At 69.2% G+C, this 11,771-nt stretch carries 11 protein-coding genes and 1 other RNA gene; 9 read left to right on the plus strand and 3 right to left on the minus strand.

What is annotated here, in order from left to right; all coding sequences use genetic code 11:
- Window positions 1-225: 225 nt before the first annotated feature.
- Window positions 226-639: a ferric iron uptake transcriptional regulator gene (fur, locus tag MBSD_RS12385; protein WP_062537614.1), complete on the minus strand. Its 414-nt coding sequence runs from the start codon at window positions 637-639 to the stop codon at window positions 226-228.
- Window positions 640-717: 78 nt separating this feature from the next.
- On the opposite strand from fur, the gene MBSD_RS12390 reads away from it, so the two are divergent.
- Window positions 718-1,161, plus strand: coding sequence for an outer membrane protein assembly factor BamE (locus MBSD_RS12390; protein WP_062537615.1), 444 nt, complete (start codon window positions 718-720; stop codon window positions 1,159-1,161).
- On the opposite strand, the gene MBSD_RS12395 is transcribed toward MBSD_RS12390, so the two are convergent.
- Both MBSD_RS12395 and MBSD_RS12400 read right to left on the minus strand, forming a co-directional pair.
- Window positions 1,124-1,429, minus strand: a complete 306-nt coding sequence (locus tag MBSD_RS12395; RefSeq protein WP_062537616.1) for an RnfH family protein — start codon at window positions 1,427-1,429, stop codon at window positions 1,124-1,126. The two genes, MBSD_RS12390 and MBSD_RS12395, sit on opposite strands and share 38 nt — an antisense overlap.
- Window positions 1,422-1,853 (minus strand): type II toxin-antitoxin system RatA family toxin, encoded by a 432-nt coding sequence (locus MBSD_RS12400; protein WP_082306655.1) that lies wholly within the window; start codon window positions 1,851-1,853, stop codon window positions 1,422-1,424. The genes MBSD_RS12395 and MBSD_RS12400 overlap by 8 nt, the downstream gene beginning before the upstream one ends.
- Before the next feature lie 53 nt (window positions 1,854-1,906).
- On the opposite strand from MBSD_RS12400, the gene smpB reads away from it, so the two are divergent.
- The 8 genes from smpB to ssrA all read left to right on the plus strand — a co-directional run bounded on the left by smpB (window position 1,907) and on the right by ssrA (window position 11,663).
- Window positions 1,907-2,398 carry an SsrA-binding protein SmpB gene (gene smpB / locus MBSD_RS12405; protein WP_062537617.1) on the plus strand — a complete coding sequence of 164 codons (492 nt, stop codon included), beginning with the start codon at window positions 1,907-1,909 and terminating at the stop codon, window positions 2,396-2,398.
- A 148-nt stretch (window positions 2,399-2,546) separates the two neighbouring features.
- The gene (locus MBSD_RS12410) at window positions 2,547-3,785 is read left to right on the plus strand and encodes an MFS transporter (RefSeq protein ID WP_082306656.1); all 1,239 of its coding nucleotides are present in this window, start codon (window positions 2,547-2,549) and stop codon (window positions 3,783-3,785) included.
- 33 nt (window positions 3,786-3,818) lie between these two features.
- Window positions 3,819-7,577: a nitrate reductase subunit alpha gene (locus MBSD_RS12415; RefSeq protein ID WP_062537618.1), complete on the plus strand. Its 3,759-nt coding sequence runs from the start codon at window positions 3,819-3,821 to the stop codon at window positions 7,575-7,577.
- 13 nt (window positions 7,578-7,590) lie between these two features.
- Window positions 7,591-9,126 (plus strand): nitrate reductase subunit beta, encoded by a 1,536-nt coding sequence (gene narH, locus MBSD_RS12420; RefSeq protein ID WP_062537619.1) that lies wholly within the window; start codon window positions 7,591-7,593, stop codon window positions 9,124-9,126.
- A gap of 1 nt (window position 9,127) precedes the next feature.
- The gene (gene narJ, locus MBSD_RS12425; protein ID WP_201797496.1) at window positions 9,128-9,766 is read left to right on the plus strand and encodes a nitrate reductase molybdenum cofactor assembly chaperone; all 639 of its coding nucleotides are present in this window, start codon (window positions 9,128-9,130) and stop codon (window positions 9,764-9,766) included.
- A gap of 41 nt (window positions 9,767-9,807) precedes the next feature.
- Window positions 9,808-10,515, plus strand: coding sequence for a respiratory nitrate reductase subunit gamma (gene narI, locus MBSD_RS12430; protein WP_062537620.1), 708 nt, complete (start codon window positions 9,808-9,810; stop codon window positions 10,513-10,515).
- Entirely contained in the window at window positions 10,512-11,228 is a 717-nt protein-coding gene (locus tag MBSD_RS12435) for a peptidylprolyl isomerase (protein WP_062537621.1), read from the plus strand. The genes narI and MBSD_RS12435 overlap by 4 nt, the downstream gene beginning before the upstream one ends.
- An 81-nt stretch (window positions 11,229-11,309) precedes the next feature.
- Window positions 11,310-11,663: a transfer-messenger RNA gene (ssrA, locus tag MBSD_RS12440) on the plus strand.
- The last annotated feature ends 108 nt before the right edge of the window (window positions 11,664-11,771 follow it).

Below are 11,771 nucleotides of genomic sequence, written 5' to 3' on the forward strand. Positions count from 1 at the left end.
CCCTCTAGTCTTCGCCGCGGGGAGAAGGGGGCGCCGCACCGCCGGCAGGTGCGGCCTAGTACGCCCTACGCCGTTGGGCTGCAGGATGCCGGCCGTCTGTCGGCAAAGGATCCAGCCGAAACCGCGTCCGCCGCAGGAAGCGCCGGTGCGCGGGCCGGGCCGCAAGGCCCGGTGCCACGGGGGCACAAGGACGTGCCTTCGCGGCTCAATGCGGATTTCCCGCCGTCACTTCCCCGTCTTCTTCTTCGGCCGCACGTACAGCACCAGGCTGTGCTCTTCCAGCACGTAGCCGTGCTTGTCGGCGATCTCGCGCTGCAGGCGCTCGATCTCCTCGTTGACGAACTCGATCACGCGGCCGGACTCGATGTCGATCATGTGGTCGTGGTGCTTGCCGCGGTCGAGTTCGAACACCGCCTGGCCGCCCTCGAAGTTGTGCTTGGTCACCAAGCCGGCGGTTTCGAACTGCGTCAGCACGCGGTAGACCGTCGCCAGGCCGATGTCTTCCTCGTGCGACAGCAGCTGCTTGTAGATGTCCTCGGCGGTCATGTGCCGGGACTGCGAGGCTTCCAGGATCTCCAGGATCCGCATGCGCGGATGGGTGACCTTCAGCCCCGCCTTGCGCAGGTCCTGGGATTCCATCGTCGCACCTCCTCGTACCCGGCTCGTAGCGCCGGATAGTGTATCATCCGGCGTTCCCCAGACCGGACTACGATCGGCATGCAAACGCTCTTCCGCGCGCTCGGTTCCGCCCTGCTGGCCACCGCCCTCGTCGGCTGCGGCCTGGTCTACAAGCCGGACGTGCAGCAGGGCAACCTGCTGGACAAGAAGAACGTCGCCGAGCTGAAGCCGGGCATGACCAAGCGCCAGGTGCTGCTGCTGCTCGGCTCGCCGTCGGTCACCAGCCCGTTCGAGCAGAACCGCTGGGATTACGTCTCCACCCTGCAGAAACGCGGCCGCCCGCAGAAGGCGCGCACGCTGACCCTGTACTTCCAGAACGACGCCCTGGTGCGCACCGAGGGCGACTTCTTCCCCGAGGACTCCCAGGAGCTCCTGCAGGAGAGCAAGAAGTACAAGAACGAATACCCCGACGAGAAGCGCAAGGACCAGAAGTCCGGCGTGGGCGTCAGCGGCGGGACGAATCCGCCGGACCAGGGCGGTTGACGCGCCGCCGCCGCGCTTCCTTCGGATCGACGCGCAGCGGCCGGTACACCTCCACGCGGTCGCCGTCGCGCAACGGCGTGTCCGCCGCGGCATGGCGGGCGAAGATGCCGATCCGCTGCGGATCGATCGCCAGCCCGGGATGCGCGGCGCGCAGGCCGGAGGCCTCGATCGCCTGCATCGCCGTCGTCCCCGCGGGCAGCGTCAGGCGTCGCCGGAACGCCTGTCCGGGCTCCGCGTAGACCACCTCGACGGCGATCGTCTCAGGCATAGGTGCGCGCGGCCGCGCGGCAGAAGTCGTCGACCATGCGGTCGGCCAGGCCCTGGAAGCCCAGCCGCAACGCCGGCGCGGCCAGCTTGCCGGCATAGTCGAAGTCGAGCGCCAGGGCGATCTTGCAGCCGGCCTCGCCCAGCGCCAGGAACGTCCACGCGCCCTCCAGCGTGCGGAACGGGCCTTCGACGAAACGCATCTCGATGCGTTCGGGCGGCGACAGGGCGTTGCGCGTGGTGAAGCTCTGCACCATGCCGGCGAAGCGCAGGTCGAGGCGCGCGGTCAGCTCGGCGTCGCCGCGCGCCAGCACCTGTGCGGCGGCGCACCACGGGAAGCGCTTCGGATATGCTTCCACGTCGTTGACCAGCTCGAACATCTGCGCCGGCGTGTGGCGCACCAGGGCGCTGCGGCGGATCTGGATCACTCTGCGAGGTACGTCGTGCCTGCCCGGCGGGCGGATGCGCGATTCTAACGGACATGACCAAGAAGAAAGACGCCGACAAGGCCGGCTCGAGCACGATCGCGCTGAACAAGCGCGCGCGCCACGAGTACCACATCGACGAGCGCTTCGAAGCCGGCATCGCGCTGCAGGGCTGGGAAGTGAAGAGCCTGCGCCAGGGCCGCATCAACCTCGGCGACGCCTACGCGCTGGTGAAAGGCGGCGAGATCTACCTGTTCGGCGCCTCGATTCCGCCGCTGATCACCGCCTCCACCCACGTCGTCGCCGAGGACCGGCGCACGCGCAAGCTGCTGCTGCACCGCGCCGAGATCGACAAGCTGGTCGGCGCCGTCGAGCGCAAGGGCTACACCCTGATCCCGCTGGCGATGTACTGGAAGAACAACCGCGTCAAGCTGGAACTCGGCCTCGCCCGCGGCAAGCAGGCGCACGACAAGCGCGAGACCGAGAAGGAACGCGACTGGGCGCGCGAGAAGCAGCGCGCGATGCGCGCGCACAACCGCGAAGCCTGAACCCGCCCTGCGACATCCCGTCACCGCGCCGCCGGTAGCCAGCCCCGGCGGGCGTGAGTATGCTGCCGTGGTCGACGAGGGGGAGCGCGCCGCGCCGCCGCGGCACGGCACGCTCCCGATGATGCACCCTGTCAGAGGGGGAGTGGCCATGGGCAAGGCCTATCGCGTGCTATTCGTCAGCACGTTCGCGTTCGTCGTTTGCTTCGCCGTCTGGCTGGTGTTCGGCGTCATCGGCATCCCGATACGCCGCGAGCTCGGTCTCAACGCCACCGAATTCGGCCTGCTCACTGCCACGCCCGTTCTCAGCGGCGCGGCGCTGCGCCTGCCGCTGGGCATATGGACCGACCGTTACGGCGGCCGCATCGTGATGACCATCCTGCTGCTGGCGGCGGCCGTGCCGGTGTGGCTGGTGTCCTATGCGGGCCAGCTCTGGCAGTTCCTCACCGTCGGCCTGTTCCTGGGCGCGGTGGGCGCTTCCTTCGCGGTGGGCACGCCCTACGTCGCCCGCTTCTTCCCCGCCAACCGCCGCGGCTTCGCCATGGGCTTCTTCGGCGCCGGCACCAGCGGCGCCGCGCTGAACATGTTCGTCGCCCCGGCGATCTCCGTCGCGTGGGGCTGGCGCGCCGTGCCGCGGGCCTATGCGGTGGCGCTGCTCGTCACCGCCGGCGTCTTCTGGCTGCTGTCGGCGCCGGATCCGGGTGTCGGCGCCAGGCGCACGCCCACGCTCGCCGAACAGTTGCGCGTGCTGCGCGATCCGCGCGTCTGGAAGTACTGCCAGTACTACTCCCTGGCCTTCGGCGGCTTCACCGCGCTGTCGCTGTGGATGCCGCAGTATTTCGTCGGCGAATACGGCCTCGGCATCGCCGCGGCCTCGGCGCTTGCCGCCAGTTTCTCGCTGCCCGCCGGCGTGCTGCGCGCGCTCGGCGGCGCGCTGTCCGACCGCTTCGGCGCGCACGCGCTGACCTGGTGGGTGCTGTGGGTGGCGTGGATCCTGCTGTTCCTGCTGTCCTACCCGCAGACCCAACTGGTCGTGGAGACGATCCGCGGACCGGTTTCCTTCCACATCGGCCTGAACGTGTGGATGTTCGCGCCGCTGCTGTTCGCGCTGGGCGTGGTGATGGCCTTCGGCATGGCGTCCACTTTCAAGTATCTCGGCGACGACTTTCCGGAGACGCTCGGCGTGGTGACCGGCATCGTCGGCCTCGCCGGCGGCCTCGGCGGCTTCCTGCTGCCGATCCTGTGGGGCGCCCTGCTCGACCTGCTCGGCATCCGCTCCAGCGCCTTCATGCTGCTGTACGGCATCGTCTGGGTTTCGCTGATCCTGATCTACTTCACCGAGGTGCGGCGCGTGGATTTCCACGGCCGCCAGGCCTCGAAGGAGTCCTGAGCGGCTCGCGCCGCACCGACACGGAGGCACGCCATGAGTCACTTTCTCGACCGGCTGCGTTATTTCTCCCAACCGCGCGAGGCCTTCGCGGGCGGCCACGGCGAGCTGCGGACGGAGAACCGCCAATGGGAGGACGGCTACCGCAACCGCTGGCAGCACGACAAGATCGTGCGCTCCACGCACGGCGTGAACTGCACCGGCTCGTGCAGCTGGAAGATCTACGTCAAGGGCGGCGTGGTCACCTGGGAGACGCAGCAGACCGACTACCCGCGCACACGCGCCGGCATGCCCAACCACGAGCCGCGCGGCTGCTCGCGCGGCGCCTCGTACTCCTGGTACCTGTACAGCGCCAACCGCCTGAAGTACCCGATGGTGCGCGGCCACCTGCTGCGCCGCTGGCGCGAGGCGCGCAAGACCATGCAGCCGGTCGAGGCGTGGGCGGCGATCTGCGCCGACCCGGCGGCGAAGGACTACAAGGCCGCGCGCGGCCTCGGCGGCTTCGCCCGCGTGCGCTGGGACGAGGCGCTGGAGATCATCGCCGCCGCCAACGTGCACACGGTCAAGCAGCACGGCCCGGACCGCGTGGTCGGCTTCTCGCCGATCCCGGCGATGTCGATGGTGTCCTACGCCTCCGGCGCGCGCTACCTGAGCCTGATCGGCGGCACCCTGCTGTCGTTCTACGACTGGTACTGCGACCTGCCGCCGTCCAGCCCGCAGACCTGGGGCGAGCAGACCGACGTGCCGGAATCCGCCGACTGGTACAACTCCGGCTACATCATCGCCTGGGGTTCGAACGTGCCGCAGACGCGCACGCCCGACGCGCACTTCTTCGTCGAGGCGCGCTACAACGGCACGCAGGTCGTGGCGATCACACCGGACTACTCCGAGGTCGCCAAGCTCTCCGATCTCTGGCTGCACCCCAAGCAGGGCACCGACGCCGCGCTGGCGATGGCGATGGGCCACGTGATCCTGCGCGAATTCTTCCTCGACCGCCAGGCGGAGTACTTCCAGGACTACTGCCGCCGCTACACCGACCTGCCGCTGCTGGTGACGCTGCGCCGCGACGGCGCGCGCTGGGTGCCGGACCGCTACCTGCGCGCCAGCGACTTCGCCGACGCGCTCGGCAGCCCCGAGCGCGCCGAATGGAAGACGGTCGGCTTCGACGCCGACGGCAAGCCGGTGGTGCCGCACGGCTCGATCGGCTTCCGCTGGCCCGGCAAGGACAGCGCCGACCACGGCAAGTGGAACCTCGAACAGAAGAGTCCCGACGGCCGCGAGATCGCACTGGCGCTGACCCAGATCGACCGCCGCGACGACGTGCTGGACGTGGCCTTCCCCTACTTCGGCGGCACCCCGCACGCGCATTTCCCGCACAACGACCAGGACGGCGACGTGCTGCTGCGCCGCGTGCCGGCGCGCAAGCTGCAGACGCGCGGCGGCGAAGTGATGGTCGCCACCGCCTTCGACCTGCTGTGCGCGCACTACGGCCTCGACCGCGGCCTCGGCGGCGGCTGCGCCGCCAGCTACGCCGACGACGTGCCGTACACGCCGGCCTGGCAGCAGGCGATCACCGGCGTGCCCGCCGAGCAGGCGATCGCCGTCGCCCGCGCGTTCGCGTCCAATGCGGAGAAGACCCGCGGCCGCTCGATGGTGATCATCGGTGCGGGCATGAACCACTGGTTCCACCAGGACATGAACTACCGCAGCATCATCAACATCCTGATGCTGTGCGGCACCGTCGGCATCTCCGGCGGCGGCTGGGCGCATTACGTCGGCCAGGAGAAGCTGCGCCCGCAGACCGGCTGGACCGTGCTGGCCTTCGCGCTGGACTGGGTGCGCCCGCCGCGGCAGATGAACGGCACCTCGTTCTTCTACGCGCACTCCGACCAGTGGCGCTACGAGAAGCTCGACGTCGACGAATTGCTGTCGCCGCTGGCGCCGCGCGGCAAGTACGGCCGCGCGCTGATCGACTGCAACGTGCGCGCCGAGCGCATGGGCTGGCTGCCGTCGGCGCCGCAGCTCGGCCGCAATCCGCTGGAGGTGGCGCGCGCGGCCGAGCGTTCCGGCATGAACCCGAAGGATTACGTGGTCACCGCGCTGAAGTCCGGCGACCTGCGTCTGGCCTGCGAGGACCCCGACAACCCGGCCAACTTCCCGCGCAACCTGTTCATCTGGCGCTCCAACCTGTTCGGCTCCTCCGGCAAGGGCCACGAATACTTCCTGCGCCATTTCCTCGGCACGCGCCACGGCCTGCAGGGCAAGGACCTCGGCGAGGACGGCGGGCACAAGCCGGAGGAAGTCGCCTGGCATACGCCTGCGCCGGAGGGCAAGCTCGACCTCGTCGTCACCCTCGACTTCCGCATGTCGACCTCGTGCCTGTACTCCGACGTGGTGCTGCCGACCGCGTCCTGGTACGAGAAGAACGACCTCAACACCTCCGACATGCACCCGTTCATACATCCGCTGTCGGCGGCGGTGGACCCGGTGTACGAATCGAAGAGCGACTGGGAGATCTTCAAGGCGATTGCCAAGCGCTTTTCCGAACTCGCGCCGGGCCACCTCGGCGTCGAGCGCGACGTGGTGCTGACGCCGATCCTGCACGACACCCCCGGCGAGATCGCGCAGCCCTTCGAGGTACGCGACTGGAAAAAGGGCGAATGCGACCTCGTGCCCGGCGTGACCGCGCCGAACATCACCCTGGTCGAGCGCGACTACCCCGCCACCTACGCGCGCTTCACCGCGCTCGGTCCGCTGCTGGACAAGCTCGGCAACGGCGGCAAGGGCATCGCCTGGAACACCGAGGAGGAAGTGCACGGCCTGGCCGAACTGAACTACACCGTCGCCGACGGCCCGGCCAAGGGCCGCCCGCGCATCGACAGCGACATCGACGCGGCCGAAGTGATCCTGCACCTCGCGCCGGAAACCAACGGGCACGTGGCGGTGAAGGCCTGGGCGGCGCTGTCGAAGATCACCGGCCGCGACCACACCCACCTCGCCCGCGCGCGCGAGGACGAGAAGATCCGCTTCCGCGACATCCAGGCGCAACCGCGCAAGATCATCAGTTCGCCCACCTGGTCAGGCATCGAGAGCGAGCACGTCAGCTACAACGCCGGCTATACCAACGTGCACGAGCTGATCCCGTGGCGCACGCTCAGCGGCCGCCAGCAGTTCTACCAGGACCACCCGTGGCTGCGCGATTTCGGCGAAGGCTTCGCGCTGTACCGCCCGCCGATCGACACGCGCACGGTGGCGCCGCTGGCCGGCAAGCGCGGCAACGGCCATCCGGAGATCGTGCTGAACTTCATCACGCCGCACCAGAAGTGGGGCATCCACTCCACCTACACCGACAACCTGATCATGCTGACGCTGTCGCGCGGCGGTCCGATCGTGTGGATCTCCGAGGTCGACGCCAGGCGCGCCGGCATCGCCGACAACGACTGGATCGAGCTGTACAACGTCAACGGCGCGTTGACCGCGCGCGCCGTGGTCAGCCAGCGCGTGCACGAGGGCATGTGCCTGATGTACCACGCGCAGGAGAAGATCGTGAACGTGCCGGGCTCGGAGATCACCGGCATGCGCGGCGGCATCCACAACTCGGTCACGCGCGCGGTGATCAAGCCGACGCACATGATCGGCGGCTACGCGCAGCTGTCCTACGGCTTCAACTACTACGGCACCGTCGGCTCCAACCGCGACGAGTTCGTGATCGTGCGCAAGATGGCGAAGGTGGACTGGATGGACCGCGCCCAGCGCGCGGCCCGCGAGGCGCAGCTGCACGCCCACCGGGCGTGAGGAGGGAATCCAGATGAAAATCCGCGCGCAGATCGCGATGGTGCTGAACCTCGACAAGTGCATCGGCTGCCACACCTGCTCGGTCACCTGCAAGAACGTGTGGACCTCGCGCAAGGGCATGGAGTACGCCTGGTTCAACAACGTCGAGACCAAGCCCGGCATCGGCTATCCCAAGGACTGGGAGAACCAGGAACGCTGGCGCGGCGGCTGGGTGCGCAAGGCCGACGGCAGACTGGTGCCGAAACAGGGCGGGCGCTTCGCCATCCTGGCGAAGATCTTCGCCAACCCGCACCTGCCCGAGATCGACGATTACTACGAGCCGTTCACCTTCGACTACGAGAACCTGCAGACCGCGCCGGAGCTGCCGACCGCGCCGGTGGCACGGCCGATCTCGCTGGTCAGCGGCCGCACCATGGACAAGGTCGAATGGGGCCCGAACTGGGAGGAGATCCTCGGCGGCGAGTTCGACAAGCGCAGCGCCGACTACAACTTCGAGGCGGTGCAGAAGGACATCTACGGGCAGTTCGAAAACACCTTCATGATGTACCTGCCGAGACTGTGCGAGCACTGCCTCAATCCGACCTGCGTGGCGTCGTGCCCGTCCGGCTCGATCTACAAGCGCGAGGAGGACGGCATCGTCCTGATCGACCAGGACAAGTGCCGCGGCTGGCGCATGTGCGTCTCCGGCTGCCCGTACAAGAAGATCTACTACAACTGGACCACCGGCAAGGCCGAGAAATGCACGTTCTGCTACCCGCGCATCGAGGCGGGCATGCCGACGGTGTGCTCGGAGACCTGCGTCGGCCGCATCCGCTACCTCGGCGTGCTGCTGTACGACGCCGACCGCATCGCCGAGGCGGCCTCGGTGGAGAACCCGCACGACCTCTACCAGGCGCAGCTCGACGTGTTCCTCGACCCGAACGATCCCGAGGTGCAGCGCCAGGCGCTGGCCGACGGCGTGCCGGAGGCGTGGCTGGAGGCGGCGCGCCGCTCGCCGACCTACAAGATGGCGGTGGAGTGGAAGATCGCCTTCCCGCTGCACCCCGAGTACCGCACCCTGCCGATGGTGTGGTACGTGCCGCCGCTGTCGCCGATCCAGTCGCACGCCAACGCCGGCGCGATCGCCGACGCCGGCGGCCTGCCGGACGTCGATTCGCTGCGCATCCCGGTGCGCTATCTCGCCAACCTGCTCACCGCCGGCAACGAGGCGCCGGTGACCAGCGCGTTGAAGCGCATGCTGGCGATGCGCGCCTGGTTCCGCGCGCGCCAGCTCGGCGAGCCGCAGGACCCGGCGCTGCTGCAGCGGGTCGGCCTGGACGCGACCACCGCCGCCGACATGCACCGCTACCTCGCCATCGCCAACTACGAGGACCGCTTCGTCATCCCCACCGCGCACCGCGAGCAGGCGGAGAACGCCTACGCGCTGCGCGGCGGCTGCGGCTTTTCCTTCGGCAACAGTTGCGACGGCGTCGAGACCACGTCCAGCCTGTTCGGCGGGCGCATGGGCCGGCGCAAGATCATCCCGATCCGCATGCTGGACGAGGACTGACGTGCGCGCCGACCACGCCACCCTGCTGCGCGCGCTGTCCGCCCTGCTCGCCTACCCGGACGCCGAGCTGCGCGCCGCGCTGCCGGAGATCGCCGCGGCGGTGCGTGGCGCGTCCGCGCTGGACGCAGCGGCGCGCGACGATCTGGTCGCGCTGGCCGAGGAGATCGCCGGCCTGGACGCGCTGGAGGCGGAAACGCGCTACGTCGACCTGTTCGACCGCGGCCGCACCACCTCGCTGAACCTGTTCGAGCACGTGCACGGCGACGGCCGCGAGCGCGGCCCGGCGATGCTGGAGCTGCGCCAGCGCTACCTCGATGCCGGGCTGGAGCCGCGCGGCGGCGAGTTGCCCGATCACCTGCCCGTGCTGCTCGAATACCTGAGCTGCCGCGACGAGGCCGAGATGCGGGAGATGCTGGGCGACTGCGCGCACATCCTGCGCGCGCTCGGCAACACCCTGCTGCGCCGCGGCAGCCGCTACGCGGCGGTGCCGGCGGCGCTGCTGGCGCTGGCCGACGCGCCCGGCCTCGACCCCGACGCGCCGACGCCGCCGCCCGAGGACATCGACCGCACCTGGGAAGAGCGCCCCGCCTTCGAAGCGCCCATGCCCGACGACCCGCGTCCCCCGCGGCGCGCATCCTGAGGACGGCGCCGCAACGCCGCGTCAGCGCAGGAGACACTGCCATGAACGTATCCTACGACCTGCACCTGTTCCTGTTCGGGATCTACCCGTACCTGTGCCTGGCGGTGCTGCTGCTCGGCAGCCTGGTGCGCTTCGACCGCGAGCCGTACACCTGGAAGAGCGACTCCTCGCAGATGCTGCGCGCCGGCCAGCTTCGGCTCGGCTCGAACCTGTTCCACTACGGCATCCTGGTGGTAGTGATCGGCCACTTCCTCGGCTTCCTCGCCCCGCATTGGGCGGTAGACTGGGCGCTCAGCCCGTCCCAGCACCAGTTGCTGGCGATGGTCGGCGGCGGCATCGCCGGGCTGATCGCGATCATCGGCCTCAGCATCCTGATCCATCGCCGCCTGGCCGACCCGCGCATCCGCCGCAACAGCCGCAAGTGGGACATCGCCATCGTGCTGATGCTGTGGCTGCAGCTGTTGCTCGGCCTGCTGACCGTGCCGCTGTCGGCGCGGCACATGGACGGCGCGATGTTCGAGCTGCTGACCGATTACGTGAAGGGCATCGTCACCTTCAAGAGCGGCGTCGCCGCGCTGCTGGTCAACGTGCCGTGGGTGTACCGCCTGCACATCCTGCTCGGCTTCACCATCTTCCTGGTGTCGCCGTTCACGCGCATGGTGCACATCTGGAGTGGCGCCGGCGCCGTCGCCTACCTGTTCCGTCCGTACCAGATCGTGCGCACGCGCAAGCGCGAGGTGCGCGCATGAGCGTCCGCGTCAACGGCGTCGCCGTCGCCGAGCAGGACTGGCCGACCCCGCAGCTCGCCGCGGTGCACGAGCTGTTGCGCCAGCGCGCGGTCGCGCGCGGCCTGCTCGACGAGGGCGCATCCGCCGAAGACGTCGAGCGCGGCATCGAACGCACGCTCGCCGAGGAAGTGCGCGTGCCCGAACCCGGCGAGGACGAATGCCGGCGCTACTACGAACAGAACAAGCAGCGCTACCGCAGCGGCGAGCTGGTGCACGCGCGGCACATCCTGTTCCAGGTGACGGCGGGCACGCCGGTGCCGGCGGTGCGCGCGCTGGCCGAGGCGATGCTGGCCGAGCTGCGCGCCAAACCGGAATTGTTCGAAGAGCGCGCGCGCACCCGGTCCAACTGCCCTTCCGGCGCCCAGGGCGGCGTGCTCGGCCAGCTCGGCCGCGGCGACACCGTGCCTGAGTTCGAACGCGCACTGTTCGAGGACGAGACCATCGGCGTGCTGCCGAAACTGGTCAACACGCGCCACGGCTTCCACATCGTCGCCGTCGACCGGCGCATCCCCGGCGAGCAGCTGCCGTTCGAGGCCGTGCGCGAGCGCATCGCCGCCGAACTGCGCCAACGCAGCGAGGCGCGCGCGCTGGCGCAGTACGTGCGCGTGCTGGCCGGACAGGCCGAACTCGAAGGCGTCGAACTGGATGCCGCCGCCTCGCCGCTGGTGCAATGAACCGCGCATGACCGCGTCCGCACGCGCCTTGATGGCGCGCGCGGCGGCCCCATATACTGCCTCGCCTATCCAGCTTTCCCCGGGGGTGTCACGGCTTCGACGGGGGTAGTGCGATGGCTTGGTGCATGCCGAGGGGGCTGCTTTCCTCGTTAATCCAGCGGCAAACCATCAGACGCCAACGACGACGTCTACGCTCTGGCCGCTTAAGGCCTAAGCCCCGAACCCACTTGTGCCCGTGCTCGTGGATGTAGGGTCACCATCACGGGATCGCTGCTGACCGCCGCCCGTCGGTCAGCGGCCAGACCTTACGGGCTGGTCCGCCGGCGCGCTTCGCCCACCGTGCTGCCGACGGACGAGACCCAACGGTGAGCTAAGCATGTAGTGCCGGGCGTCAAACGCCTTCGGACGCGGGTTCAACTCCCGCCACCTCCACCAACGCAATAACCGAAGGGCCGCCGAACGCGGCCCTTCGGCGTTTCTGCGGCATGGCATGAGCGCACGGCTAGGTGTGTAAACCCACCAGGTTGTTCATGTCGATGCGGG

The organism is Mizugakiibacter sediminis, assembly GCF_000953855.2.
In the GTDB taxonomy this organism is placed as follows: domain Bacteria; phylum Pseudomonadota; class Gammaproteobacteria; order Xanthomonadales; family Rhodanobacteraceae; genus Mizugakiibacter; species Mizugakiibacter sediminis.

Bases quoted from the DNA above. Each gene is read 5' to 3' on its own strand.
- narI (WP_062537620.1), top strand. From the start codon at position 9,808: ATGAACGTATCCTACGACCTGCACCTGTTCCTGTTCGGGATCTACCCG.
- smpB (WP_062537617.1), top strand. From the start codon at position 1,907: ATGACCAAGAAGAAAGACGCCGACAAGGCCGGCTCGAGCACGATCGCG.
- MBSD_RS12410 (WP_082306656.1), top strand. From the start codon at position 2,547: ATGGGCAAGGCCTATCGCGTGCTATTCGTCAGCACGTTCGCGTTCGTC.
- MBSD_RS12395 (WP_062537616.1), bottom strand. From the start codon at position 1,429: ATGCCTGAGACGATCGCCGTCGAGGTGGTCTACGCGGAGCCCGGACAG.
- MBSD_RS12390 (WP_062537615.1), top strand. From the start codon at position 718: ATGCAAACGCTCTTCCGCGCGCTCGGTTCCGCCCTGCTGGCCACCGCC.
- MBSD_RS12435 (WP_062537621.1), top strand. From the start codon at position 10,512: ATGAGCGTCCGCGTCAACGGCGTCGCCGTCGCCGAGCAGGACTGGCCG.
- MBSD_RS12415 (WP_062537618.1), top strand. From the start codon at position 3,819: ATGAGTCACTTTCTCGACCGGCTGCGTTATTTCTCCCAACCGCGCGAG.
- narH (WP_062537619.1), top strand. From the start codon at position 7,591: ATGAAAATCCGCGCGCAGATCGCGATGGTGCTGAACCTCGACAAGTGC.
- fur (WP_062537614.1), bottom strand. From the start codon at position 639: ATGGAATCCCAGGACCTGCGCAAGGCGGGGCTGAAGGTCACCCATCCG.